Source organism: Leptospira stimsonii (assembly GCF_003545885.1).
Classification (GTDB): Bacteria; Spirochaetota; Leptospiria; order Leptospirales; family Leptospiraceae; genus Leptospira; species Leptospira stimsonii.
The window spans coordinates 619,668-646,375 of sequence record NZ_QHCT01000002.1; the positions used below are offsets into that span (position 1 = coordinate 619,668).

General features: G+C 44.2%; 25 protein-coding genes and 1 pseudogene. 8 read left to right on the plus strand and 18 right to left on the minus strand.

The features are described 5' to 3' along the window. The first annotated feature begins 100 nt into the window (after window positions 1-100). Entirely contained in the window at window positions 101-1,081 is a 981-nt protein-coding gene (locus DLM75_RS11085) for an LA_0442/LA_0875 N-terminal domain-containing protein (protein WP_241547908.1), read from the plus strand. 538 nt (window positions 1,082-1,619) lie between these two features. On the opposite strand, the gene DLM75_RS11095 is transcribed toward DLM75_RS11085, so the two are convergent. From DLM75_RS11095 to DLM75_RS11105, 3 genes are all read right to left on the minus strand, one after another. After that, window positions 1,620-2,597 carry a cysteine synthase A gene (locus DLM75_RS11095; RefSeq protein WP_118968616.1) on the minus strand — a complete coding sequence of 326 codons (978 nt, stop codon included), beginning with the start codon at window positions 2,595-2,597 and terminating at the stop codon, window positions 1,620-1,622. A 142-nt stretch (window positions 2,598-2,739) separates the two neighbouring features. Beyond that, on the minus strand, window positions 2,740-3,795 hold the full coding sequence (locus DLM75_RS11100; RefSeq protein ID WP_118968617.1) for a class I fructose-bisphosphate aldolase: 1,056 nt from the start codon (window positions 3,793-3,795) through the stop codon (window positions 2,740-2,742). A 111-nt stretch (window positions 3,796-3,906) separates the two neighbouring features. Next, window positions 3,907-5,379, minus strand: a complete 1,473-nt coding sequence (locus tag DLM75_RS11105; protein WP_118968540.1) for an ATP-binding response regulator — start codon at window positions 5,377-5,379, stop codon at window positions 3,907-3,909. Window positions 5,380-5,667: 288 nt separating this feature from the next. Between DLM75_RS11105 and DLM75_RS11110 the strand changes: the two genes are divergently transcribed. From DLM75_RS11110 to DLM75_RS11120, 3 genes are all read left to right on the plus strand, one after another. Then, window positions 5,668-6,108 (plus strand): CBS domain-containing protein, encoded by a 441-nt coding sequence (locus tag DLM75_RS11110; protein ID WP_118968541.1) that lies wholly within the window; start codon window positions 5,668-5,670, stop codon window positions 6,106-6,108. Between the two features lie 72 nt (window positions 6,109-6,180). Next, complete coding sequence (locus DLM75_RS11115) at window positions 6,181-6,384, plus strand: hypothetical protein (protein ID WP_118968542.1); 204 nt, start codon at window positions 6,181-6,183, stop codon at window positions 6,382-6,384. Next, window positions 6,381-6,878, plus strand: a complete 498-nt coding sequence (locus DLM75_RS11120) for an LIC_12238 family plasminogen-binding lipoprotein (RefSeq protein ID WP_118968543.1) — start codon at window positions 6,381-6,383, stop codon at window positions 6,876-6,878. The genes DLM75_RS11115 and DLM75_RS11120 overlap by 4 nt, the downstream gene beginning before the upstream one ends. A 1-nt stretch (window position 6,879) precedes the next feature. On the opposite strand, the gene DLM75_RS11125 is transcribed toward DLM75_RS11120, so the two are convergent. The 8 genes from DLM75_RS11125 to DLM75_RS11160 form a co-directional block, all read right to left on the minus strand. After that, window positions 6,880-8,832, minus strand: a complete 1,953-nt coding sequence (locus tag DLM75_RS11125; RefSeq protein ID WP_118968544.1) for a tetratricopeptide repeat protein — start codon at window positions 8,830-8,832, stop codon at window positions 6,880-6,882. Then, the gene (locus DLM75_RS11130; protein WP_100785514.1) at window positions 8,822-9,286 is read right to left on the minus strand and encodes a chemotaxis protein CheW; all 465 of its coding nucleotides are present in this window, start codon (window positions 9,284-9,286) and stop codon (window positions 8,822-8,824) included. Before DLM75_RS11130 ends, DLM75_RS11125 begins: the two co-directional genes overlap by 11 nt. An 8-nt stretch (window positions 9,287-9,294) precedes the next feature. After that, window positions 9,295-10,032, minus strand: coding sequence for a hypothetical protein (locus tag DLM75_RS11135; RefSeq protein WP_118968545.1), 738 nt, complete (start codon window positions 10,030-10,032; stop codon window positions 9,295-9,297). Between the two features lie 223 nt (window positions 10,033-10,255). Continuing rightward, entirely contained in the window at window positions 10,256-11,317 is a 1,062-nt protein-coding gene (locus tag DLM75_RS11140) for a mannose-1-phosphate guanylyltransferase (protein WP_118968546.1), read from the minus strand. After that, window positions 11,314-12,195 (minus strand): SPFH domain-containing protein, encoded by an 882-nt coding sequence (locus DLM75_RS11145; protein WP_118968547.1) that lies wholly within the window; start codon window positions 12,193-12,195, stop codon window positions 11,314-11,316. Before DLM75_RS11145 ends, DLM75_RS11140 begins: the two co-directional genes overlap by 4 nt. Next, window positions 12,195-12,443, minus strand: a complete 249-nt coding sequence (gene hfq / locus DLM75_RS11150; RefSeq protein ID WP_003009702.1) for an RNA chaperone Hfq — start codon at window positions 12,441-12,443, stop codon at window positions 12,195-12,197. The genes DLM75_RS11145 and hfq overlap by 1 nt, the downstream gene beginning before the upstream one ends. 15 nt (window positions 12,444-12,458) lie before the next feature. Then, window positions 12,459-13,352: a tRNA (adenosine(37)-N6)-dimethylallyltransferase MiaA gene (gene miaA, locus DLM75_RS11155; protein ID WP_118968548.1), complete on the minus strand. Its 894-nt coding sequence runs from the start codon at window positions 13,350-13,352 to the stop codon at window positions 12,459-12,461. 10 nt (window positions 13,353-13,362) lie between these two features. Beyond that, complete coding sequence (locus tag DLM75_RS11160; RefSeq protein WP_118968618.1) at window positions 13,363-13,830, minus strand: TIGR02300 family protein; 468 nt, start codon at window positions 13,828-13,830, stop codon at window positions 13,363-13,365. A 461-nt stretch (window positions 13,831-14,291) separates the two neighbouring features. Between DLM75_RS11160 and DLM75_RS11170 the strand changes: the two genes are divergently transcribed. Continuing rightward, window positions 14,292-15,044 (plus strand): pyridoxine 5'-phosphate synthase, encoded by a 753-nt coding sequence (locus DLM75_RS11170; protein ID WP_118968550.1) that lies wholly within the window; start codon window positions 14,292-14,294, stop codon window positions 15,042-15,044. On the opposite strand, the gene DLM75_RS11175 is transcribed toward DLM75_RS11170, so the two are convergent. Continuing rightward, window positions 15,016-16,053, minus strand: a complete 1,038-nt coding sequence (locus DLM75_RS11175) for a hypothetical protein (protein WP_118968551.1) — start codon at window positions 16,051-16,053, stop codon at window positions 15,016-15,018. The genes DLM75_RS11170 and DLM75_RS11175 overlap by 29 nt on opposite strands. On the opposite strand from DLM75_RS11175, the gene DLM75_RS11180 reads away from it, so the two are divergent. Then, window positions 16,001-17,818, plus strand: coding sequence for a S41 family peptidase (locus DLM75_RS11180; RefSeq protein WP_118968552.1), 1,818 nt, complete (start codon window positions 16,001-16,003; stop codon window positions 17,816-17,818). The two genes, DLM75_RS11175 and DLM75_RS11180, sit on opposite strands and share 53 nt — an antisense overlap. Window position 17,819: 1 nt before the next feature. Further along, window positions 17,820-19,418 carry an L-aspartate oxidase gene (gene nadB / locus DLM75_RS11185; protein WP_118968553.1) on the plus strand — a complete coding sequence of 533 codons (1,599 nt, stop codon included), beginning with the start codon at window positions 17,820-17,822 and terminating at the stop codon, window positions 19,416-19,418. A gap of 531 nt (window positions 19,419-19,949) precedes the next feature. Here the strand turns inward: nadB and omp85 (DLM75_RS11190) are convergent. The 3 genes from omp85 (DLM75_RS11190) to omp85 (DLM75_RS11200) all read right to left on the minus strand — a co-directional run bounded on the left by omp85 (DLM75_RS11190) (window position 19,950) and on the right by omp85 (DLM75_RS11200) (window position 23,863). After that, entirely contained in the window at window positions 19,950-21,473 is a 1,524-nt protein-coding gene (omp85, locus tag DLM75_RS11190; RefSeq protein ID WP_118968554.1) for an Omp85 family outer membrane protein, read from the minus strand. Between the two features lie 151 nt (window positions 21,474-21,624). Further along, window positions 21,625-22,308, minus strand: a complete 684-nt coding sequence (gene lsa25 / locus DLM75_RS11195; RefSeq protein WP_118968555.1) for a surface adhesin Lsa25 — start codon at window positions 22,306-22,308, stop codon at window positions 21,625-21,627. A 7-nt stretch (window positions 22,309-22,315) separates the two neighbouring features. Next, the gene (gene omp85 / locus DLM75_RS11200) at window positions 22,316-23,863 is read right to left on the minus strand and encodes an Omp85 family outer membrane protein (RefSeq protein ID WP_167731747.1); all 1,548 of its coding nucleotides are present in this window, start codon (window positions 23,861-23,863) and stop codon (window positions 22,316-22,318) included. A gap of 729 nt (window positions 23,864-24,592) precedes the next feature. Between omp85 (DLM75_RS11200) and DLM75_RS24670 the strand changes: the two genes are divergently transcribed. Continuing rightward, window positions 24,593-24,901, plus strand: coding sequence for a DoxX family protein (locus DLM75_RS24670; protein ID WP_241547884.1), 309 nt, complete (start codon window positions 24,593-24,595; stop codon window positions 24,899-24,901). 15 nt (window positions 24,902-24,916) lie between these two features. Here the strand turns inward: DLM75_RS24670 and DLM75_RS11215 are convergent. From DLM75_RS11215 to DLM75_RS11225, 3 genes and pseudogenes are all read right to left on the minus strand, one after another. Then, window positions 24,917-25,300: pseudogene (locus tag DLM75_RS11215) on the minus strand (M23 family metallopeptidase); the annotation flags it as partial. Then, the gene (locus DLM75_RS11220; RefSeq protein ID WP_241547886.1) at window positions 25,293-26,513 is read right to left on the minus strand and encodes a transposase; all 1,221 of its coding nucleotides are present in this window, start codon (window positions 26,511-26,513) and stop codon (window positions 25,293-25,295) included. The pseudogene DLM75_RS11215 and the gene DLM75_RS11220, both read right to left, overlap by 8 nt. After that, on the minus strand, window positions 26,497-26,708 hold a 212-nt coding region (locus DLM75_RS11225), incomplete at its 5' end, for an integrase core domain-containing protein (RefSeq protein ID WP_167731748.1). The genes DLM75_RS11225 and DLM75_RS11220, both read right to left, overlap by 17 nt.

The following is a 26,708-nucleotide window of genomic DNA, read 5'->3' on the forward strand; positions in this document are numbered from 1 at the left end:
ATAAATTCATTTGCTTTTTTGAATTCAGGAATCAGATTCAAACAATATCTAGTTTGTATAGGATCCCAAACGTATGAATTTTTCAATCTCTATTCACTCGATGCGAAAGCTAAAAAACGTCACTCTCTATTTGATTCTTCTTCTTTTTCCTTCCTTGATTTTTGGAGAAACGATCCTCTTTAAAACTGGGGAAAGAACATACGCGACCGTGATCGATCAGGATTCAAACTCGGTTACGATCATTCGAGACGGAAAGAGAGAAAAAATCGGAAAATCAAAAATTCTTAAAATCATCTTTAAGGAAATCAAGGACGAACAGGAAATCGCGAGAATCTTCGAAGCAGAGAAGAAAAAGTTCAACAAAGAAGGAATAAAAAGCGAGAAGGAAGAGCAACTCGATACCCTCTATCTCGAGCAGATGATCAAAGAAAACAGTTATAAGATCGTTCAAAAACGTCTGGCGCTGATGGAAAAGTATTTAGAAGAACGAGACGGTGATTGGGAATCGTATATTTCCGCCAAAAGAAATCCTTGGGAACCTGTCTGGAAATCGGCGATACTTCCGGGTTGGGGTCACAGTTTTATGAGACAAGGAGCTTGGAGTTCAACGTATTCCACACTCTTCTTCGTTTCCTTGGTCGCCTATTTCGGGTTAGACGCCGCCGAAAAAGAAAGAACAAAAGCCTACGATAAGAAGATCGAAAAGATTTTGGAACAACAGTTTACGAGTAGCCTCGTTTCCAGCTCGAGCCTTCCTACGGGAATTTTGGAGCAATACTATCAAATCAATACATTCAAAAATTTGAATTCACTGAATTCGATTCGTTCGGACGAATCGGCTTACAAACACGCCAAACATTCCGCGGCGATCGTTGCCGTGGGGATTTATCTGATCCAATTGACCCATTCGTATTTTTCCGGAAAAACCTGGGCTCAGAACAACGTCCTTCAAACTCCTACGGGAGAAACCGTTTCCGAAGGGTTCGGAATTCGCGGAAATCCATTGGTCAGCAAGGATCTCTCCAGCGGAACTCGAAGTATCGACGTGGGTGGACAAATTCTTTATTCCATGTTTTACTGAGTTTTTTTAAATCGCAAGGTGTGGGAACTCTCACACGCTTTTGAGTGAAAAGAAAGATTCCAACTGTAATAAATCGACCGGTTTGAAAAAGTGTGGGAACTCTCACACGCTTTTGAGCAGAAAGAAAGATTCCAACTTCAACAAATCAACCGGTTTGAAAAGGTGTGGGAACTCTCACGTTCCATTCGAATTTTCAAAAAAACACTCGAAGAACGACATTACGTTTTATTCCGATTTTTTTCTTCGCTAAAAAAACTCAATCGGACTAAAAGTTCGGTCCTGAAGATGCAGATCTTCGTCCCAAGAAGCCGAATCTCTGAAAAGAAGGTCGGAAATACGACAATCTTTCTTTCGAAAAACCGGATTTTACCAAATAGAAAATTCCTCACCACCACTCCGAAATCCATTCTTCCGGATCGCCATCGCATTTCGAACAGGCGATTCTTAATTCGATAAAGACCGCTCGTTTAAAAACGAAAGAATATTAGAATATCCTCATTCTCAAAAACAACTTCGGAAGAATGGATGAAAATCGAAATCATTTCGGAATAGAATGTCCTTTGGACGATAACCATTCTTCATTGAAAATTCGAGATTGATAGCGAGCACCGGAATCGCAGAGGATCGTGACGATATTGTGACCAGGGCCGAGCTCCTTCGCCAATTTGACGGCCGCGCCCACGTTGATCCCCGAGGATCCGCCCAAAAACAAACCATCTTTGTGCAGAAGTTGATAAACGACTTTTAGACATTCTTCATCCGTCACCCGGATCGCGTCGTCCATCGGTGCACCTTTCATATTTTCGGTGATTCTTCCGTTCCCGATTCCTTCCGTGAAGGAGCTTCCTTCAGCGAGAACTTCTCCTTTTTTTACGAAATTATAAATCCCGGAACCGTACGGATCCGCGACGATGGTTTTGATCTTAGAATTTTTTTCCTTCAAGAAAAGGGAAACACCCGCAAACGTTCCACCCGTTCCGAGAGAGGTGATCCAAGCATCTACTTTACCGTCGGTTTGTTCCCAGATTTCCGGTCCGGTAGTCGCATAATGAGCATTTCGATTGGCGACGTTGTCGAACTGATTCGCCCAGACGGCATTCCCGAGTTCTTCCGCGATTCTCCCGGAAACCTTCACGTAATTGTTAGGATCTTTATAAGGAACTGCGGGAACCGTTCTTACTTCCGCACCAAGCGTTCTTAAGAGATCGATTTTTTCCTGGGATTGTGTATCCGGAATCACGATCAGGGTTTTGTATCCCTTGGAATTACAGATATGAGTCAAACCGATTCCGGTGTTTCCGGCAGTTCCTTCTACGACGGTTCCCCCGGGTTTCAAAAGTCCTTTTTTCTCCGCGTCTTCCACGATAAAAAGAGCGGCTCGGTCTTTTACGGAACCCCCAGGATTTAAGAATTCGGCCTTCCCGTAGATATTACATCCCGTTTCTTCGCTAAAACTGCGAAGTAGAATCAGCGGCGTATTTCCCACCGCGTTTGAAAAATCTTTTTTAACGTTCATAGCGCCTTCCGTTTGTATATTAGAATGCTCTAATCTTCTCTCATGACCCTGAAACGAAAATACTCCGCGACCAGGCGGAGTATTTTCCATATTCTTCTTTTGGAATATTCTCCAAAAGAGATATTCTTTTTTTTGTTTTTTGTTAAGCGATCGTTACTTCTTTCGCGAGATAAACGTCTTGGATCGCGTTTAAAAGTGCGACCCCGTCTTTCATAGGTTTCTGGAAAGCCTTTCTTCCGGAAATCATTCCCATTCCCCCCGCTCTTTTGTTGACGACGGCGGCTTTTACCGCGTCTCCGAGGTCGTTTTCTCCGGAAGCTCCTCCGGAATTGATCAGACCGATTTTTCCCATATAACAGTTCGCGACTTGGTAGCGCGCCATATCGATCGGGTTATCGGCGGTAAGAGTTGTGTACATTCTGTCGTCTTTTTTACCGAACTTCAGATCTCTAAAACCGCCCGCGTAAACTTCGGGAAGTTTTTGTTTTACGATGTCCGCTTGGATTGTCGCCGCCAAATGGTTTGCCTGACCGGTAAGATCGGTCGCTAAATGATAGTCGATTTTGTCGGGTTTGAACGCGTCGTTTCTCAAGTAAGCCCAAAGGATCGTCACCATTCCGAGTTCGTGAGCTCTGTGGAATGCTTCGGTGATTTCCTGAATTTGACGGGAAGATTCATCGGATCCAAAATAGATCGTCGCTCCGACCGCAACCGCGCCCATATCAAAAGCCTGTTCCACGTTCGCAAAAAGAATCTGATCGAATTTATTCGGATACGAGAGAAGTTCATTGTGATTGATCTTTACGATAAACGGAATCTTGTGAGCGTATTTTCTGGAAACCAGACCCAACACTCCCAAAGTGGAAGCGACCGCGTTGCAACCGCCTTCGATCGCGAGTTTTACGATATTCTCCGGATCAAAGTAGGCAGGGTTTTTAGCGAAGGAAGCACCCGCGCTGTGTTCGATTCCTTGGTCAACGGGAAGAATGGAAGTATAACCGGTACCGGACAATCTTCCTGTGTTTAAGATGGCCTGATAGTTTCTAAGAACGGTATTGTTTCTGTCACTCTTGGACAGAATCTCGTCTACGTAGTTGGCTCCGGGGAGGCTCAAAGATTCTTTTGGAATCGTCTTACAGGTATGGTTTAAAAGAGAATCCGCTTCTCCGCCCAGGGCGGCTTTGATTTTATCAATCATTCCTAAGTTCCTTGCTCGTTTTGAATGTTGGATACAGGTTTTTTCACTCCTCTTGGATTTTCCATCGATTTTCTGTCTCAATTTGGAGTTCGATACTCCCAAGAAAGGAGATCAGACCGGGATTTGGATGATAAAATCCCAACCGGCTCCGGTCTTTTTGAGGAGGAGTTGTCCTCGATTGGCCTGAAGAATTCCGTAACAGACCGAAAGCCCCATTCCAATCCGAGCATCATTCGAACGAAAATTTTCGAACGGTTCAAAACGGCTTTCTTCATCCACGTTGATATTGAGTTTCCCGGAAACGAGAATCTTCAATTGGGCCGTTTCGGTTCCGTCTAACGTAGCCTTCATCTGAATCTTTGCCTTTTTCTGATTCTCCGTATAATAGTAGAGAATGTTGTAGAGAACTTCTCGGATCTGATTGGGACGGAGTTGAACTTCCAGGTCTTGCGGAATTTCGATCTCCAGTTGGATCTCATGTGATTTCAACATCTCGGAGATCATCCCTTCCACGGAACTCACAAGCTTTCTTACGTTCGTGCTGATCGGTTGTTCTGCGTCCTGTCTGGAAAACAAAACGAGATTCCGAATGATGGAAGCGATTCGTTCCCCTTGTTCTATGACGAGTCTCGCGTAGTTTTTTGTATCCGCGTCCCCGCCCTTATGATTTCGGATGATATGACCGTAATTGATGATTCCCATGAGAGGATTGTTGATTTCGTGCGCGAGACCCGCCGCGAGCTTTTGGATGGAATCGAGTCTTCTTTCCGATTGGATGACCTTTTCCATTTCTGAAATTTCTTTCTCAGAAACGGTGAGAGTCGCAAGTTCGGAAAGTGTGATGATGGAACCTGCGATACTTCCTTCTTCATCTCGAACCGGGGAAACCCGAAACGCGACTTGAATCCGAGTTCCATTCTTGCGCGTGAGAAGAGAAGGAATGTATTTGAGATGACTGGGTTTTACAGAACCGACTCCGGTTCGAATGTTCACGCCTTCGTCGGTGGAAAGACTCAAGACTTTCTCGCCGGATTCTCCTTGCACATCGGAAAGAAGCCAGCCGGTGAGCGATTCCGCAGTACGGTTCATAAAAAGAATTTTACCGTCTCGATCCAAAGAAATCGCACCTTCGCTGATGTTTTGAATTACATCACGAGCTTCCTTTCCTTCTTCCCTCGCCTTTCCGAATCTCTGTTGTTGTTTGAGCGCAATCTCGATCGAATTTTTGAGAGCCGTGGGTTGAAAGGGTTTGGAAATATAACCGAACATCGAAGCCCGATCGACCGCCCGATTGAAGGTTTCTTCATCCGCAAAGGCGGTCATAAAGATGACGGGAACGTCCATCTTTTTCTGAATTCTTTCCGCCGCTTGAATTCCGTCCAATTCTCCTTCGATTCGAATATCCATCAAAATCAAATCGGGCTTTGTGCGTTCGGCGAGTTCGAGGGCCTCGTCCGCGGTTCTTGCCGTTCCGGCGATGCTATAACCCAATTTTTGGAGAGAGACTTGAAGATTGAAGGCGATGAGCCATTCGTCATCCACAATCAGGATCGAAGGGGCGGAAATGGGGTCATTTGGATTCATTCTGGAACGGGGTTGCCTTTGGCGAAAAAAATCTAAAAGTATACGTGAATTGAAAACCTTTTTTCACCTCGGAGAAAAGAATTCTGCCGGAGAGAGCCATTTCTTGGAAAAGATATTCCGTTTTCCTTGGAAAAATTCTTGAACCTGAGACAAAAAACGTCTAGCATACGGTAACCTCCCGAAAGTGGTTCGACTTCTTGGGAGAATTCCCTCCCAGAATTCCTGAAGTAATAGACGTTTTCTTTTCAGTATTTCGAGGGACTGAGGCGAAAGAGAGATGGAGATGATATGTACGTAAAACAGATCCTTGCAAAAAAAGACAGAAAACTCCTTTCCGTAGATCCGGATTCTTCGGTTATGGATGCGGTCAAATTTATGACCAAATACGATATCGGCTCGGTAATGATTCTGGGAGAAGGCAAACTGAAGGGCATTTTTACGGAAAGAGACGTCCTTCATCTTTCCGCAGAACTCGGATTGGATTTTTTTAAAAAATCCGTTTCCGAGGTAATGTCGACTACACTCACCACCATGTCTCCGGAAGACGACGTGGACGAACTGCTATCGATCATGCTCAAAAAAAGAATCCGGCACATGCCTATTTTAGAAGACGGACTTTTGATCGGAATCATTTCGATCGGCGACGCGGTGAAAGCCAAGATCGAAAAAACCGAAGAAGAAAATAAGAATCTAAAACAATATATGTACAACGAAAACGGGTTTATCTGAACCGATTCTTTCTTTTTTTCTCTTTTTTCAGATTGCAGGAAACAAACGCCGGGTCATAGTAGAAGTAGAAATATGAAACTCATTCTTTTCATTCTAATGACCTATTTGGTTTATCGTTTTCTTTCTCGTTTTTTTACCAACCCGAAAGAAAATCCGTCTTCCACACAATGGAAGACGTTTTATACGAATGTCCCACCTTCGAATCAACCTCCTCGCGAAAAAGATATTTCCGAAAAGGCGAGAGTCATCGACTCCGCTTCCCTCAACGAAAAATGAGATTGTCTTCTTTGATCGTAAGAATCTTCTTATCCTCGATTCTTCTTTTTTTAACCGCGTGTTTCAAGCCCACGGGAGAATTCGGTTGGGCCGTTATGGATGAGGAAAAGTTCAACGTGATCGAAAAAAAAATCATGACCGTTGGAGAATACACGATCACGAGGGAGAATCTCATCTTTCCCGATGACAAAACCATTCACTACATCTATCGATTTTCGCGCGCTGTTCCGGAGACCGCGGAAACCTACGTAAGTTTGAGCCGCTTTCAATTGGGTTACAACGAACTCGACGTGCTTCGCAAAAGACCGAATCCGATCTCGAAAACGATCGAAGGATCGTTCCAAGGGCTGACACCCGGAAAGTATCTTTTGAAAGTCGCGTATGAAGGAGATGTGATCGACGAGGTGGAATTTTTGGTGCGAACACCGAAAGGTTCTTACAGTGAAGAGGCTTCCTCGCAAGCGGATGACGATATCGAAAAAGCGATGAAGTGAACTAAAGAGGTTCTCTCTTGATCCCGTCTTCCAAAATTTTATTGATCCGATCTATGTTTTTCAGGGAAAGATTGATCTCGATCGAGTTTCCTATCTTTACGATATCCTCATAGAGTTTTCGCGCGGAAAGAAAATCCTTTTCCTCTTCCAAAAGAACGGACCATCTCTTCATCGCCAAAGTCACAGGAGTGGAATTCAGCTTGGTGCGGATAACACCCAGGCGGCTCGTGGATTCCTGAAAATCCAAATCCTTCAGTCGATACTGCGCCATCGTAGAATCGTCCGTTTTTTCCAAGAGACTTTTTTTGATCGCAAGCGTTTCCTTTTTTAGAGCAGAATTTTTAGATTCTTCCATTTGATAGATCTCTTTGAGTTTTTCGTAGGACTTCACTCCGTCACGGAGAAAGGATTTTTCTTCCTTCGGTTTTCTCTGATACGCGTAGAATTTGGCGCTACCGTATTGAGCGAGAAAATCCTGACGATACGATTCGCAGAAGTCCGCAAACGCAAGGTTTGCATTTTCCGGATTGGGACGTTCCTTCAACCAGATTCCGTAATACAACGCCGCCCGTTCCAAGTCGCCGGTTCTGTTTTCAAAAAACGAACCGAGTTCATAAGAGAACGCGATTCTTTTTTTGGGATCGGTTTCCGCTTTGTAGTAGAGTTCGTAGTAGGAAGAAGCAAGGACGTTCTGTTTGAGTTCCGTATAAAGGGACGCGATCGAAATATATACGGGTGCGAGTTTGGATTCTTCCGTTTTATCCTTTCGAGCAAGTTCGAGATACTTCTGAAAGAAATCGATCGCTTTCGCTTTTTTACCGGAGGCTTTGAGCTCCTTTGCCAAATCTAAGAATGCGTCCTTGGCTTCCGGATCGAGTTTGGTCACCATTTCCCAAAGTCCTGCCGTCGCAAAAAAATCCGTGTTTCGTTTGTAATCGAAGAGCACAAAAATCCCCGTTCCACTCACGGAAAGATTGTTCACAACTTTCAGTCGTTCCTTGTTTTCGTTCTCCGCTTGTTTGATCAGATTCGCAAGATAATAGACGGTGGCCGCGTCTTCTTTTGATTTTTTCTTTCGGAAGTTTTCATATGCAGACGACTTGGAATCGGAATATTCTTTTTCCTTCGTTTTGAGGTCGTTCTCGGAAGACACGATTCTTTCCTTCAAAGCGGGAAGATCCTTTGCGAAATAGGTTCTTTCACCGTTCGATCCGTCTGCGTTTTTTTCGGTCGCCTTGGTTTCCCTTCCACGGATTACGTTCGATTCTACGAGATGAAAGAAGTCTTTGGTTTCCTTGTTTTGTTTTTTGGATTTTTCCAAATTCTCCAACGCTTGTTTGTGAGAAGCCGCCGCTTGTTTCTCCTCGGGATCGAAGATTTCGACTAATCTTCGTTCGTCGAGGAACTCCTCTTCGGTATGACTGAAATCCCTGTAACGAATCGCGGCAAGAGCGGCCTCGATGGCTTTTGCGTTCTGTTTTTTTTCGTTGTAAACTTTCGAGAGAAGTAGATGCAATTCGTATAAAATAGGAGAATCCCTCATCATTCCGGAGGGGGAAAGTTTAGAGAACATGTTCAGAATCAAAAGTCGGATCGTATTTCGGTTCGTATTTTCGTCGAAAATTTTTCCGAGACGTTTTTCCTCTTCGATTCTTCTCGAATCGATAAACTGACTGTAATAGTTGTTGAGAACTTTTTGGATTTCGGAAATGGGATCCTTTGTAGGATCGGCGACCGCCTCTCTTACGTTCTTGAGGTCTTGTTCTGTGATTTTTACCGAGGGAGGATCGTAGAGATTTTTAGAATCGTATCTTCTGTCCTGCTCGTCCGAAAGAATGGAAGTCGCCCCGAAGAAAACGAGGCCGATGATAAGTAGAATTTTTTCTATGGGAAAGGCAGAGCGTTCTACAAAGAATCGTTGCCGATTTCGAAACTGAGTTTGTTCATCCGACATTGCTTCCTAGTTCGGCCAATTCTTCCGCTCCCAATATCTTTTCCACGTCGATGATGATGATAAATCGATCGTCCTTTTTGCCGATTCCGGTGATGTATCTTCCGGAAATTCCTTTTACGGAAGGAGGCGGAGGGTTGATGGATTCCGGAGGAAAAAGAACCACGTTAGACACCTTGTCTACGATAATTCCGACCGAATGACCTCCGACCTTGACCACGATGGCTCGATCATAGGAAAGTTCCCCTTCTCTTGGAACGGTAAGTTTTACCGCGAGATCCACCATCTTTACGACCTTTCCCCGAATGTCCATGATACCGGCAAAGTACGCTTTCGCTTTGGGAATTCGGATTAAATTATCGATCTTGATGATCTCGTCTACCAAGGAAATGGGAATCGCGTATTCCTCGTCCCCCAAACTGAATAGAATGTACTGGTGGTCGATTTCGGATGACATGATTTACCTCAATACCGGGTATATCCGACGTAGTAAAAGTAAGATCCCAGACTCATGAACAAGAGGACTTTTACGAAGAGCGGATTTCTTTTTCTCAGCATCCAGTCTAATCCGCCAAAAAGCAAACCGAAAACGGCGAGAGAAAAACCCAAGAGATAGAAATCGGTGTACGCGTAATAAATTCCGAGCGCCGAACAAGCTCCGAGAAGAAGGTCTTGAAATTCGCTCCAAAATCTTTTCTTAACACGAACGATCCAAGGTTCTTTGTATTCGCGGTCTCTCGAAAAAATTCTTTGCCAAAATGTTTTCTGATGATGGATCCCGAAGATATGATCGTATCGAGTCGAAGTTTCCCAAGGTCGTGGAATGTTTGTTTCGGTTTGACCGAGCGGAGATTTTGAAATTCCGTATTGTCCACCGAGAGTGGCTAAAAGATCCGGGTCCGGTAAACAGGAGAATATTTCCTGAAACGGCGCAAGTTTCTGATAGATAGGAACCATTCTACCACTGGAAAGATCTTTCTCCTGGAGTACGGTTCCGTCTTTGATCGTTGCAATATAAATACGCCCGCTCTCACCCGCGATTTCTAAGGTGATACGAACTTTCTTTTCGTGAAAATTGAGATCCGCCTGAAGAATGTCACCGGATGGGGTTGTGGCGGAATAAGATTTTGTGTAACCTCTCGCAGGGGGAGACTCTTTCTTCCACCACCTGCGAAAAATTGAATAATCCTGAAATGAGCCCATACCGATTGTATCGGTCGATTCGGAAATGGGCTTAACAGTCCTATGATATCTCTAGCTTGATTCCGGGAATCCCGGAGAAGGAAGGAGGATCTATGGATTACTTTTTCTTCTTATGTCTGTTCGCTCTTCTCTTTTTCTTTCTTTTATGAGTAGCGATCTTTCTGCGCTTTCTTTTCTTACCTGAAGGCATTCAGAACTCCTTAGATTTCCTCATGTCAGAAAACTATTCTGTGTACTTTTGTAAAGTTTTATTTTTACGGAGTTCCGCGACGAGGTTTTTGATGTCACCTACTCCCGTTTTTGTGCTGATAAAGAGGACGTCTTCCTCTTCAACCACTATCAGATCCTGAACTCCGAGAAGGGCGGTGAATTCTTTTCTTGTTTGAGTGATGTTTCCGGATGACTTATGAAATAAAATCGCGTTCCCCATGTGTCTGTTTCCGGAAGAATCTCCCGGCATCACTCTTTCCAGAGAAGTCCAGGAGCCCACGTCGTCCCAACCGAAACTCGCTTCCACCATTCTTATGCGGGAACTCTTTTCCATGATCGCGATATCGACCGGATCGGAAGGAAGAATTTTGAACGCCGCGCCCAACTCGCCCGCCTTTTTAAACGGAAATCTTTCTTCGAGAGGTCCGAGAATTTTCGGAGAATGTGCTTTAAATTCTTCTAATATAGTGGAAGTCTTCCAGAGAAAGATTCCCGGGTTCCAGTAAAAATTCTTCTTTTTGATGTATTTGAGCGCGGTTTTGACGTCCGGCTTTTCATAAAAGGATTTTACCGCAAAACAACCGTCAGTCGATTTTCCGGCTTCGATATAACCGTATCCGACTTCGGGACGATTCGGTTTGATTCCGAGAAGAACCAGATGATTCTCCGCCTGTTCGAGGGCTTTGGAAATCGTCTTTGTAAATTCTTTTACCGGATTGATCCATGCGTCCGCGGACAGGACGACCTGAATCGGATCTCCGTATTGTTCTTTGAAATAAAGAGACGCAAGTGCGATGATGGGAGCGGTGTTTTTGCCTTCGGGTTCGATGATGAAATTCTTTTCAGGAAAATTTTTCTCCTGAGCAAGGATGGATTTTTTGAGACTCGCGTTGGTTCCGATATAAATGCGATCGATCGTCGTGATCGTAAGCGCTCTTTCCAAGGTTTCCTTGAGAAGAGTTTTGTTGGAATAAACTTTCTGTAATTGTTTCGGTGTGGAAACTCTGGAACGCGGCCAAAAACGTTCTCCTTTTCCTCCGGCCATAATCAATACTACGGGTTTGTCCTGTTTCATTCTACCTCTTTGGGTCTTTTTACTGCGCCGTTCTTTTTCTTTTTCGAAGTCGGGATTTCTCCCAAGATCATTTCCGATGGAAGAAGAATCACTTCCACGTGATCGGATAAGGTTTCATAGAGAACGAATTCTTTCATGTCCGGATTTTTCATTACGAAGTCTTTCGTTTTTTCCAGACGTTTTAGGAGCGCGCTTGTTTTGGCGTCCTCTTCGATCTTGAGAGCTTCCGCTTTTCCGAGCGCCGCCACGAGCTCAAGTTTTCTTTGTAAGAGAAGATTTTGATTTCGATAAATTCCGTTTACGAGTGTCGCGTCCGGAACCTGCAAATCCAAAATTCTTAAATTCAACATTTTGAGCGGCTTTTCTTCTTTGAGAAGATCGGAAGAAAGTTCGTTTTTGATATAGTTTTCCAGATTCGCTTTCAGAAGCGCCGGATTGATTTGATATTCTTCAATCTTCTTACGAAGAATAGAATACAATAATTTACTAATATAATTGCTGATCTTTTCATCTCGAATTCCTGCGATTTCCAGAAATTCGGTCGCCTCTTGTCCGTCGAGGGAATACTTGACTTCGAGTTTGATCTTGATCTTTCCTTCGGGAGAAGATTCCGGAAAAAGTCCGGAAGAAAGATCCACACTCAGATGGACGTTGGAAACTCGATTGCTTAGGGTAAACCGAAGAACCTGAAATTTCCAAGGAAAAAGGGTCTTCCATTCAAAGACATAGCCCGGTCCGCCCGTATATTCTAAGATTTCCTCGGAACCGTCCACGACGAGAAGGGCGTCCCCCTCCTTGAGGGGGATCAGACAAAAATAGAGAAGAGTTGCAAATAGTCCCGGAATAAGAATCCAGAACAGTTTCATCCAAAATCGCATTATCCTTGGGCTGCGTCTTTGGTTTCCTCGGTATAAAGCTTGATGATCTTCGCGGGAATGATCGTCGAGATCGCGTGTTTATAAACAAGACTCTGTTTATTTTCCTGCTCCAGAACGATCGTAAAATTATCAAAGCTGACTACCTTACCTTTCAAGGGAACCCCGTTTAATAGATAAATGGTAAGATCCAATTTATCTTTCCGGGCAGTGTTTAAGAGTTGGTCTTGTATGTTGTTTTTAGCAGACATCTTTTTTTGTTTCCGTTACTTTATATGTTTTATTGTTTCCAGTGCCTCAGTCCGACCCATTGGTTTGAGATATGTTTCCTTTCGAAACCAGGTGATCTGTCGTTTGGCATAATTCCTATGAGATTGGCTCAAATCCATAAGGAATGTCTCTAGATTGGAGTTTCCTTTTTTAATTTCAAGTGCAAAATTATAGCCGAGGGATTTGAGTCCGGGACAATTCGATCCGTAGAGTTCTTGAATCTTCCAAGCCTCATCGGCCATTCCTTGATCGATCATTTCTTTGGCGCGAACGTTGATCCGATCATAAAGTTCTTTCCGATCCAGATCGAGGAACACGCCCAAACAAATGTTCAAATCGTATTTTTGAATCGCAGAAGTTTTGGGATCGATTTTCAAAGCAGACCAACGTTCTCCCATCAGATTTACCTCAAGAGCGCGACCCAGACGATAGTCATCACCTGGAAAAATCTTTTCCAAAGAATCCGGATCCAATTCTTGCAGACGATTTCTCTTTTGTTCCGGACTCATCGAAAGAACTTTGTTTCTCACTTCTTGCGAAATCTCGGGAACGGCAAACATTCCAAACAAGAACGCTTTTAGATAAAATCCGGTTCCCGCCGTAAAAACGGGAATCTTGTTTTGATTTAAGACTGAACGTAAGGCCTCGTCCGCGAGACGATTGTAAAGACCGGCGTCTACCTTTTCCGAAGGGGAAAGGACTTCGACAAGATGGTGGCGAATTATAGATTGTTGCTCTTTTGTAGGAGCCGCAGTTCCGATCGGCATCTCGCGGTAGATTTGTCTGGAATCAAAGGAAAGAATTTCGAACCTTTCCGGATCGAGTTCCGTGATGAGAGAAGTTTTGCCCGCTCCCGTGGGAGCAGACAGGATGAGAATCGGATGAGACAAGAAAGAAAGATTACTCTTCGGTTTCTTCCGCCTCTTCCTCTTCTTCCAAAGCCTCTTCGAGAGGTTCTTCGACGAATTCCAAATCCTCGTCTTCGGCGATTGCGTCGTCGTCGATGATTTCTTCCTCTTCGACCACTCTCGGACGGACGGTTCGAGTACGGGTGACCGGACGTTTGTTTTGATCTGCCCCGCATTTAGGACAGATTTTTTCTTCTTTATTGAGGTCGTAAAATTTCGTGGAACAAGTATGGCAGGTCCATTTTTTTCCAAGGGGATTGAGAGCTACGCCCTTGGACCCCGAGGCCTTTTTAGTTCCCGCGGCTTTGGATGCCGGACTCGAAAGAGCCTTTTTGATAATTTCTTCTTTCTTCTTTGTCGAAGCAGAAGCTTTTTTGGGCGCGGCTTTTTTAGCCGGAGCCTTTTTTTTAGCCGCGGCCGAGACAGTTTTTTTGGAAGGGGTCTTCTTACTGGTTGCCATCGGAATTGACCATGCTCTGCGAGAGGTATTCACGTTCAAGCAGAAATATTATTATTCTCCGTCCAAGAGAGAAATCTTCTTTGTTCACAAATCGCTCCATTCTCAAGAGAAAACCGTCGGAGCTACGACTCATCGTGAAACTTCGCGCGCCCCACCCTGACTTTGGGTGGAGGGGTGGGTGGTGGAAGTTTCGGAGGACTTTTCTCTATCACAAAATCGTAATTTTGCAAGCAAAAGTCTGCCTGTAGGAACTCCTCAAAACGTCTCTCGAAAGTATTTTCCTTTCCTTCTTATTCTCCATTGGCGGGTAAGAATCTGCCAACTCGGACGGGGCGCAACCCTAACCGATTTTGAAAAGAATTGCAAGGAAAGAATCCTTTGAAACTCGGTTTTTTTTCAATTTCCAGAATGAGAGCGAATCCTCTTTTTAGCAAAAGAACCCGTTATCTTAGGAGAATCCGTTGAAAACCAAGCTGAGCGTTAATATCAATAAAGTCGCGACTCTGCGAAATTCCCGAGGTGGGAATATTCCCGATCTCATCCATTTTGCGGAATTGATTCTCAAAGCGGGCGCGGAGGGAATCACGGTCCATCCGAGAGAAGACGAAAGACATATCCGGAAAGACGACGTCTTCTCCCTTAAGGAATTCCTTACCGACTACAATCGAAAAAACAGAACCTCGATCGAATACAATATCGAAGGAGAACCTTCTTCCCGTTTTATCGAATTGGTCCTCGCGGTAAAACCGGATCAAGCGACCTTGGTTCCCGTGACTCCGGGGGAAATCACATCGGATCACGGTTTCGATTTCCGAAAAGATCTGGATTCAATTCAAGAATATTCTAAAATTCTAAAGAAGGAAAAAATCAGAACCGCACTCTTTGTGGAAACCGATCTAGAAAATCTCAAACTCGCCTCTTTTGCCGGAGCCGACCGTGTGGAATTTTACACGGGACCATTTGCGGAAGAATTTGATCGTTCTCCCGAAGAAGGAAAAAAATCCTTTGAAACGTTGTATGTTCCCGCGGCAAAAGAAATTCTTTTGCAAAAGATGGGAATCAACGCGGGACACGATCTGGATCAGAACAATCTTTTCCTCTTTTCAAAACTCCCCGGTCTTCTGGAAGTTTCGATCGGGCATCGCCTGATTTCCTACGCTCTGGAAGTCGGAATCGAAAAAAGCGTCAAGGAGTATCTTCGAGCTCTTTTGTGAGTTCTCGAAATCCTTCGAATGTAGGATCTCCTTGGATTAGATAGAATGCCGCTTTTTTGAGATGAAGCGCAAGAATTTTCGAGTTCGTATTTTTCTTCGAAATCTCTTCTAAACTCGTTCTAAATTTTTTCACCAGTTCAAGAGCCTTCGGTTTGTTTTTCGATCTCACGGACTGACGGAATTCTTTCCAAACTTTCGTGATCTCCTGGTTCGGATTCTCCGTCTTTTCCAGAGTTTGTTTTCGCACCACCCCGGTCACGTCCCAGACTTCCTTATATGGATGCGAATTTTCCAGAAATTTATAATATTCTTTCGTATAATTCACCGCATTCGGTTTGAGATTGAGAAGGGATTCGGATTCTCCCACACATTCCGAAAAAATTCCTTTTTTGAGAGATTCTTTTCCGATCTCTTTCATTTCGGCGAGAACCATCAGATCCGCGAGGGTTTCATTCTTCTTTCCCTCTTTGCAGTTTTTGATCGCTCGGAAATATCTTTTTTCCACTTCGTCGATCGCAAGCGCCTCCCCTTGTTCCAACTCTAAGGAATACGCGATTTGAAAAACCTGATCTCTGTAGAGTGTATCTTCTTGGTCGGCCTTTCTCGCTCGGAGCGCGTATTCCAAAGCGTCCGGATAATTTTTGGTGGATGCAAAAAGTACGGAGAGATTGTAACAAGAAAGGGCTCGATCGGGTCTCAAGGAACGACAGCTCGATTTTAAAAGTTTGATCGCGGATTCTCTTTCTTCGGGGGTTCCGTAAAATTCTAAAATCGCCTGTTCTTGTATCATTTCGAGCGCGAATCTTCCCGAGCCGGGGAAAGAAACCGTCGAACAAGAGAATACGAATTGTAAAATCAAGAGAAGGAAGACTGAACTTCCGCCCCAAAGGGATTGACACTTTGAGATTTGAATAGAGAATGAACCGAAAATTTCCTGAAATCTGAGGGACACGAGTTTGAAAAAAGGATCCGCCGCGCTTTCGTTATTACTTTCCACTCTTTTGACCATATTTATCCTGTACTGCGAGCCTACATCCGGCAAGTCCCCGGTCAAGGCAGACTTTACCCTCAAAGACTTTGATAACGTGGTGAACACCGTATCTCGGTATTACATCGATAAGAATATCGATAAAAACCGAGCCTATCGAGAGGCCGCGATCTACGCCCTCTTATCACTTCCCCATTCCATCTATCTCTATCCGGAAAGTTATTTCAAGGAAAGAGAGAAATATGAGGAAAAGGACGAAACGTTTCCGGGGAAAACTTTCAAAATTTCCACGGATGATTCATTCGTTCTCTTTGATCCCGACTACGCGGAAGTGGAAAAAATCCGAGATCGTAAACTCAAAGAAGACGCGAACAAAACCAAAGTCAGCGACGACGAAGTCAAAAAACTCGTAGAAAGAGAAAAGGTTCGTAAAAACGTCCTTTCTGCAAAATGGGAACAAACCGGTTTTAGCAAAAAAGACTTTGATCGAATTCTTGCCTTTATCGAAACCAATATTGACAAATACAAGGACTCTCCTCTCAAAGATCCGTTCGGAGAAGCGGAAGAAAAATCCAAAGAACCGTTTACGATGAACGACGTCCTTCTCGCCGCGGCGAACGGATATCTCTCCTCTCTCGATCCACACAGCAACGTTTTCCTTCGTTCCGCTTGGGAAGAATCCATGGCAAAAATTCAAGACGGAAGTTTTGAAGGAATCGGAGCCATTCTTTCCGGTGGAGGAAACAGAGAAGTTGTGGTGGAAAATCCTCTCGAAGGAAGACCCGCCGTCAACGCAGGAATTCGCTCCGGGGACGTGATCCTCGCAGTGGACGGAAAATCGATCAAAGGAATTCTTCTGGATAAGGTCGTAGAAAAGATCAAAGGAAAAAAAGGTTCCAAGGTCGCGCTTACGATCCAAAGAAAAGGAGTTCCCGGAACTCTGAACATCGAAGTCGTACGAGACACGATTGAAATCAAAAACTTAAGTAGCAAACTCATAGAAGGTCACGAGCACATCGGTTATATCAAACTCACCGGTTTCGTAAAATCGGAAGACGGTCCTTCGGTCGACCGAGAGTTGATGGATAAATACAAGGAACTCGAAAAGGAAGCCCAAGCAAAGGGAACCAAACTCAAGGCTGTGATCCTGGATCTTCGAAGCAACGCAGGCGGTTATCTGGATCTTGCGATCGATATCGCAGATATGTTCATCGAAAAGGGTTTGATCGTTTCCACAAAAAGCCCGAACAGAAGTCCCGAAGACGCCTACGCGAAGAATAAGGACATCACCAATTTACCGTTAGCCGTTCTCATCAACGCGAAGTCGGCTTCCGCATCGGAGATCGTCGCAAGCGCGATCAAACACCACGGAAGAGGATTGATCTTAGGAGAAAGAACTTTCGGTAAGGCGACCGTTCAAAAACTGATGCCTCTCGGAAACGACTATCTGATCAAACTTACCCAGGCGCGTTACTATTCTCCATCCGGAAACACGATCCAGGTCGTGGGTGTAAAACCGGATATCGACATTTCTTCCGAAGAAGACGGATCGTTCCCGTTCCGATTCAGAGAAGAGAATATGTGGAATCACCTTTCGGAGCTTCCCGCGGCGGCGGAAGAAAGAAGTGCGTTCGACGTAAAGAAGCTTGAATCTTGGGTTCAGAAAAACGGAAAGGCGGCTTCTTTTATCGCGGAACATAAGAATGATCCGATCAAACCGGACTATCAACTGATTCGCTCTTTGGATTATATCGAAGCTCTCATCAACACACAAAAAAAGAAATAGTATGCCCCGTATCAAAACGGACTTTTTAGTCTTAGGGAGCGGAATCACCGGCCTTTTCGCCGCGTTGAAGCTCGCTCCCTTCGGCTCCGTCATCATCGTAACCAAAAAATCGGACTACGAATCCAACACAAACTATGCGCAGGGCGGAATCGCTTCCGTCTTTGCGGAAGGTGATAAACTTTCCGACCACATAAAGGACACTCTGGAAGCGGGAGCCTGGCTCTGCGATCCGGCCGCGGTCCAGGTCCTTGTGGAAGAAGGCCCTCCTCTCGTAAAAGAACTCTTAAACTACGGGGTCCCGTTCAATCTAGAGGCTTCCGGAAAGTTCGACCTTTCCCGGGAAGGCGGACACGGTAAGAATCGGATCGTACACGCGCACGACAGAACCGGAAGAGAAATCGAAAAAACGTTGCTCAAAGTAGTAAAATCGAATTCGAATATTCAGATTTTAGAATATCATACGCTCGTGGATCTCATCACTCCCCATCATTTGAAACGAAAAGGCCTCGTTTGTTACGGAGCGTATGTTCTCTCGAACCAAAGCGGAGAAGTATTTCCGATCCTGGCCAAAGAAACGATTCTCGCAACGGGAGGAGCCGGACAAGTCTACTCGCATACGACCAATCCTAAAATCGCGACGGGAGACGGGGTCGCCTCCGCTTACAGAGCCGGGGCGCTCATCAAGAATATGGAATTCTATCAATTCCATCCGACCGCACTCTATCACGAAGATGGAGATTCTTTTTTGATTTCGGAAGCGGTTCGAGGAAAAGGTGGAATTCTTCTTTCCTTGGACAAGGAACCGTTCATGAAGCGATATCATCCGATGGCGGATCTTGCGCCAAGAGACGTGGTCGCGCGAGCGATCGATTCGGAGATGAAAAAGCGCGGTGAAGAACACGTCTGGTTGGACATCACACATCTCCCATCCACGGAAATCCGAGAATCCTTTCCTTCGATCTACGAAAAGTGCAAAGAACTCGGAATCGACATCACGACGGATCTCATTCCCGTTGTTCCCGTGGCGCATTTTCTCTGTGGAGGAGTCGCTTCGGATTTGGAAGGAAGAACGACGATCGCCAATCTTTCCACAGCGGGGGAAACCGCGTGCACCGGCGTTCACGGAGGGAACCGCCTTGCTTCCAACAGTCTTTTGGAATGTCTCGTATTCTCCAATCGAATCGCAAAAAGAATCGAAAAGGAAAAACCGGACTTCACAGCCGACCACGACCAAATCCCGTCTTGGAACAAAGAGGGAATGGTCAATACGGAAGAATGGGTTTTGATCTCACACGACTTAAACGAAATCAAAAGTACGATGAGCAACTATGTGGGAATCGTTCGTTCTAATCTGCGACTGGAAAGAGCCAAGAGAAGAATGGACTTGATCTACGAAGAAGTAAAAGACTACTACAACCGTACGGTCATCACAAATCCTTTGATCGAACTCAGAAACTTGGTGCTCGTGGCGGAACTCATCATCCGTTCTGCCCTTTCGAGAAAGGAAAGCAGAGGTTTGCACTTTTCCACGGATTATCCCGAAAACCGAAATCCTTCCAGAGTCGATACGGAAATCCGAAACGATAAGGTTCCTTTGTAATCCGTAACTCGATCGGATTTTGTGACGTTGCTGTCTCCCGTCCAAGAGGAATTTTTACGCTTTCTAGTAGTTCCCCCGAATGGAGTAAACTCACATACGGAGGGAGCGAGAATCCGTCGGTTCGAAAACGCTCAGAATGAAAATGTGGGAACTCCCCGATTTTCTAACAAAGGACTCCGTATTGCAAGGTGAGTCCTTTCGGCTTTTCACAAACCCTCACTTTATCCGAATCGGACTTCCAGTCCGATTGCAAGCAAATTTTACGAGTGCTCCCTTTGTCGGAAATATCAATATTCGAATGTAAGAATATATCTCATTCTTCCTTCGAGAGAAACGAAGCAAAAACGAGAACATTCCTCTGATCTTGCAAAATATCGATTTAGGAATGAAAACAATCCGGCACGCTTCAAACCGAGAAAACAAACTCTAAGACAAAGCCCGTAATCTGAAACGAAAACAACTCCATCCTCGGAAATAAAACCGACGCGATAGAAAACGTCAAAGAAAGGATAATTTAAGAATATTCTAATATTAAAAAACGTGACTGAAGTTAACGAACAACTGCTTATCTTCTCTTGAAACCGCGTAATCGATCATGATGATCGTGGCCTGATTCCAAGCAATCCGCAAACCCATCCCTTGGGAATACTTGTAATCCGTAAGCCCGGCCTTATGCTCGTCGTTCCAGACTCGACCGAAGTCCCAGAAAGGAACCAAGTTGAGCGCGAAGTATTCCCCACCCACGGAGAAATCGTAGAACTTCCAACGAACTTCCACAGTTCCAAAACCCATGGCGCGTCCAACAAATCGATCTTGTTTGTATCCTCTTAAAGTTCGAAGACCGCCTAAACCGGAAACGGTGTTCTCGGTTCCCCATAAATTTCTATATTCGAAAAATGGAACGTCCCCGTCGGAAACTCCAAAACCGAAACGAGAGGCTAAGACTAACTTTTCAAACGTCTTTGGAAAGGGGCTATAGAAGAATTTAGCGTGACCGAAATATTTCTGAAAATCAAAATTAGAACCGATCGTCTTCGTTGCCTTCTCATACGTTGCTTCTAAAAAAACTCCGGAGTTTGGATCGGGTTCGTAGTCCCTTGTATCGTACACCAAACCGACCTTTGCGGTGTTCACATAACCGCCGTGATATCCTTTGATCTTTCCCGCTTCCGCGTCTTCGGTCAATCGGGTCTTTGCGTTCGGAACCTCTCCGGAAGTGCTCAAAGGTGTTCCGTCGAAGATCGGATCCACTGCTTTGACAAACTTACCGTCATTCGCCTGAACGATGTTATTCGAAAAACGAAAACCGGCGACGAGTCTAACGGTTCCGTGAAAATACGAACGTTCCGAACTGAAGTTCAATTGTGGGGTTTGAATCGTATAACGGTTGTACATACGATCCGTCACGTTAAACGCGGGACCGGCTGGAACTCCGGAATACATCCTTCCGCCGAGTTCAATCGGATCTCCGGGTCCACCCGGTCTTTGATACATAAATGTCGATTCTTGTGCGCTGTATTGCGCGTTATTTACCTGAGGAGCTCCCGGTTGATTCCTTTCTTGGTAACTCAAAGGTCTGAGAGTGGATTCGCCCACTCCGAAATATAGAGTCGTTGGAGTGATCGTAAGAAGTGCGTCCGCACGCAATCGCCACTGTGTGTTCGCGATATAAGGCATATCCAAACTCAGCTGATGATACTGCGCATTCTTAGTCGTATTAAAATATTGCGCGAAAAACCGAAGTCGGTAAGGAGTATATTCGAAAAATGGATCCGTCTTCTTTCCGTTGTTATAACCGTAAACACGAACCCCGTAACCGATCCCTTCATTCGGATCCGAGTTGATCAGAGGCAAACCGGTGGGATACCAACCCTCTTTCTTATTCTCCAAATCCTTTTTACACATCTGTTTTACTCGATCGATCCGAAAAGGAAGGTCCTTTCTTTCCTCCGGTTTATCACATCCGGTAAAGTTTTCCTGAGAAGAAACCTCGGAAACAAAAAAGATTAGAGTAGAAAGAATCAAGATCGGAAGAAGGGTTCTTTTTTTCATCATATAACACCGAGAAGATTACGAATTTCTAACCAACCCTTTTTGGATGTCAAACCGAATATGAGAGAATACTCACATTTACGGAAAGAAAGAATGAATGGAATTTTCTCCCGAGTGTCTATTTTTTCTCGGGAGAAAGAAAACAATTAGAGAATTAAGGAAGACTCCTTACACAACGGACAAAGTATCTACTCGTCTTCGCAAAACCGGTTTCATCACCGAAATGAGTCGCCGTAAAATTCACTGCACGCGCCGTATCGACCGTGCCCTCTTTCGCCCAGGAACTCCAGTAGTTGTCTTCCACAGTATTCGGAAATTTCAACAGAAGTGCGTTTAAACTTCCCGAAGCGGTCAGCGCCTTTAGCTCTGGAAAAGAAGGAACTCTCCAATCCGAATGACCGCCAGTGCGATCTTGATTGCAGGAAGTAAAGGCCTCACTCGTCCCTGTAAATCCCGGAGTTTGACCCACCAAGACGGCAGGAAGTGAGATCGTATTACAATCGTTTAGGTTTAGGGAACAATATTGGTGCAACGTAGCTCCGAATCTTCCGATCACCGTAGAACTATTGTTAATTCCTTCACAATCGTAAGTACCGTTTGCACCGACTCTCAATACTTGTCCTTGAGAACAGATCTTCCACATCAGACCGCTCGTCGTATTCGTGACCGTTCCGGATGCAGTATCCGCAACGTAGGGACTAAAAAATATCATCCCGGCCAGGAGGACTTTCGAATCTTCGTTGATAAAGCCGAGAGTCGTATCGTCAGGTTTTTCTTCGCAATTGGCAAAGAAGGAAAGTGCAATACTGAGTATTAGAATATTCTTATATTTTTTCATGATTTCCTCAGAATATGTGGTTAAAGTTCATAAATATTTGTTTGTCTTCTTTGGAGACCGCGTAGTCCAACATCAGGATCGTACTCTGGTTCCAGGCGATTCGAAATCCCAAACCTCGGGAGTATTTATAATCCTTTAATCCCACATTGTGTTCGTCGTCCCAAACGCGACCGAAGTCAACGAACGGAACCAAATTTAATGCGAAATGTTGTCCGGCTACGTTAAAATCAAAAAACTTCCACCGTATTTCTAAGTTACCCCAACCCATCGCTCTTCCCGAAAAACGATCTTGTTTGTAACCGCGAAGGGTCCGTAACCCTCCGAGCCCCGTAATACCACCTTCAGTCGACCAAAGGTTCCTGTATTCGAAAAACGGAGCGTCTCCGTCCGTCATACCGAAAGCTCCGCGACCGGCTAATACCAGTTTATCGAAGGTTTTAGGAAACGGGCTATAGAAGAATTTCATCTGCGTAAAATACTTGGAATATTGAAAGTCCGAACCCAAAGACTTAGCAACTTTCTCGTAGGTTGCTTCCAAGAAAATCCCCCGGTTCGGATCCGGCTCCAAATCCCTTGTGTCCAAAACGAGACCAAAACGTACAGAGTTTACATTTCCTCCATTCGCTCCAATGATCTTCCCTGCCTCTGCATCTTCCGTAACTTTCGTTTTTGCGTTTGGCACCGTGCCGGTATTACTAAAAGGAGTTCCTTCCGTAAGAGGGTCCGTGCTCTTAACAAACTGACCGTCAAACGTCTTAATGATGTTTTGCGAAACTCTCACGCCGGCAACCATACGAACGAGGCCGCCGAAAAAGTTTCTTTCTCCGCTTAAGTTTGCCTGTGGGGAACGAATATCATAACGGTTGTACATTCTATCCGTTACACGAAACGCATCGTTTGCAGGAAAACCAGAATAGTTGGTTCCTTGAAAATCCACCGGATCTCCTGGACCACCCGGTCTCGTAAAAAAGATATTCTGCTCACGAGAATGGTAAGTAGAGTTTCTAACTATTTCGCCACCGGGTTGATTTCTTTCCTGATAGGAAAGCGGTTGGAGAGATTTCTCACCAATCCCGTAATAAAGCGTGTTCGGGTTCGTATCGTAGATCAAATCCCCGCGCATTCTCCATTGTGTATCAAACACATAGGGTGCGTCAAAACTTATATCTTGATACTGTCTATTCTTGGTCGTATTAAAATACTGCGCAAACATCCGAAAACGATACGGAGTATATTCGAAAAAAGGATCGGATTTCTTTCCGTTGTTGATCAAGAAAACTCGAATCCCATAACCGACTCCGACGTTCGGGTCCGAGTTCAAAAGAGGAAGACCTGTTGGAAACCAGCCTTCCTTCTTTTTACAGATGTCTTCGGGTCTGAGTCGTCTCATCTCCGAGATAGGAAAGGGCAAATCCGATCTCGGTGTGCGAGAACTATAATCAACAAAGGCGAGCTTTGAACAGTCCTCTTTAGCCTGTCCGTACACAATCCCCGTCGTCGTGGGCAGAATGATCAAACATACTGCAATACTTACGATTTTCAGAAAATTCTTCATGGAGTTCCTGTTTCTATATTTCAGATCAAAACGGAAACTGTTCAGGCGCATACTGTCAATAGGATTTTTCCAAGAATTTGGAAATACGTTAGTAAATCTTGGGTCTCAATGACCTTTTTTATAACATTCGGTATAATATTTTACGCGTCCTGATTCTGCCCTTATGACGTTCCGATTTCAAACGTATTTCGTTTTGTATCGAGAAGAGTCGACGAGCCGATACGACTTTCGAATTTCTGAGAAAGGAGCCGTGAATTTCGATTTGAATACAACCGTGTTGGATCTTTGCTCAAAGCATTCCTTTTTCACGAGAAGAATCGGTGGGTGCGAGTTAAACCGGCCGAGCGGGTGAATCCTACGGATTGTGCTCTTGTCGAAAATGGAAATTATTTTCTTCCAATGAAATGATTGCGAACGGATATAAAATTGAACCGGAGAAGGTTCTTTGTAATTCATTCCGTGCTGAATCCTTTATCCCCGTAATCTGAGAGGGGCATGGTCTCAGTCGGTAAGAATTTACTTCCTGTTCTTTGAAAACTGCGATGAGAAGAAGGAGAGAATCCAATGAATCACTTAAAACCATCTTAAGAATCGAAGATACGGAAAATCGATGGAGTGTCTTGATCAGAATTTTAGCCGGCGGTGTTTTCGGGAAGATGTGATCAAATTCCCCTTCGGAAACCAAGGCATTGGCGATTTACAAAACGCGGCTTCTCACAACCGGAACTCGTGCGGGATATCGGAGTTCTGGAAATTATCGGCGGCCTTTCTTTGATCCTGGGACTCGCCACAAAACAATGGAGCCTTCTATTTATTTTTGAGATGATCGTCGCAATGATCCTGACTAAGATTCCGTTGTATTTTGGAACCTCACCGCTCGCACCACCGGCCTCTCCTCCGATTCAAGGAATTTGGGCTGTGCTTCACGAAATTCGATCGGAATATTCACAACTTTTAAGTTTCGTCTATTTGTTTCTTGCAGGCACCGGTAGATTCTCCTTGGATCGTCTTCGAAAACAAGCCGAGGAAAAACGATAGAACGCCAAATCAGAGTTAGTTGTTCTTTCGTTTGCGATCTTTTGCGAAACGACGGTTTGCCCGGATGAATTCCTTCGGATTGAGATAACCGTCGTGCTCCTTTCCGTATCCCCCTCCGGTGGGAAGATCAAAGTCCTCTCGAAGTTCAAAATGAAGATGGGGTCCGTAGCGTCGATTTGCATCTCCGATTTTTCCGATTCTATCTCCCTTCCGAAATCGGTCTCCTTTTTTTACGGACATCTTCGAAAGATGCGCGTAGAGGGAATTGATCCATCTTCCATCGGGAAGTTTATGTGTTAGTACGATCACGTTTCCCCAACCCGGACCTTCTTCTCTTGCAAACTTGACGATTCCGTGCGAAACCGAATGGACAGGATCCCCGTAGTCGTTTCTATTTAATTCCTACATTTGCCAATTTCCCTTTTTTTCCAATTCTAGAACTATCTTCAAGGTCCTTCCAAACACTAAGAAGTCTCTCAAGCCCATATACCCTAATAGCCTTTAGAGCACTGAATTCATTTAAAAAGAGCTGAGAACTTTCCGGTCTAAAATAATTGTAAGAAGCTAAAAAAGAGTATTTAACAGAACGCTGAGTTCCGTCCGAAGCGGCATTTGAAACAGAATTTTTACTCCATCGATCCCGAGCCCATACGTTCCTCTTACCATTTTTGGCCCTAGCCGAATGATTGATGGTTTTGTGATTTTTGAAACTCCGCGATAAGAAAGGAAATCCTTCATCACTAAATAAGGGAGTGTTTTTAGGCAAAAAATCTAATAGAGGTTGAATCGTACTTTGTTTTTGATCTGGAACAGAGAAAAGTAATATACCTTTTCCTTTACTCGCTGCAGTAAAACATAAACTTCCAATTTGATATTTACCTTTCTTCTCTGCTACCTTGTCTATGAGATATATTGAAGAGGTTTGACCTGAGTGCTTCCTTCTTGCTAAAAAACCGTTACTTCTTTGTGTAGCGGAAAATAAAGCCAAGGTATCCACGTGAACTACTGGTTTACCTTTAATACAATCGCTTAAATCGCCTGATTCAGGTAAATTACCACCTTTCCAGGCTTTCTTAATATCTTCTACCATGAGAGCCTTTACTGAAGGAATCATATCAGATAAAAAGACTTGAAGTCTTCTTTTCAATAAAGTTCCGGTGTTCTTAGATACACAGAGCTTACGACAAATCTCAGAAGCGGATAATCCCAATGGAAACCTTTGAATAGCTTCTACTAAAATATACGAAGCAGTCCACAAAGGGATTTTTAATTGGTGATACGGCGTTCCTACAGTTCTTGAACTCTGATAATTACACTTAGGACAACGTATCGAATTCTCTCTGGTAGAAATCTCTTTAGTAAGAACTACATTACAGGAAGGACAATATTTAGGATAAAAAGTGCTTAGAAGTGATTTAGTTAAATCAGTATAATAATTAATGTTAATATGAGGAAACTTAGAATTAAAACGATCTTTAGAAGTAAGTGATTTTGGTTTAGGCTTAGGTGATTTTGATAATTTAGAAGGCCTTTTAGGAGTTGAATAAGGAACGCGATCGGGAGAAACGAATTCCTTTGTTACATGAGCTGTACTACTAGCGACCTCGTCCAACTATCTTTACTTTTTCTTTTAAATGCAATTTATTTTTCAGAACTTCATAAGGGGTCTTTCCGAAAAGTCCTCCGTGTGGCCTGAGCATATTGTAATAGTCTTCCCATTCCGATAATTTTTTACTCAAATCAACATCATCCTTATATTCAAAAAGCTGATAAAACTCAGATTTATCAGTACGATGCGAACGTTCAA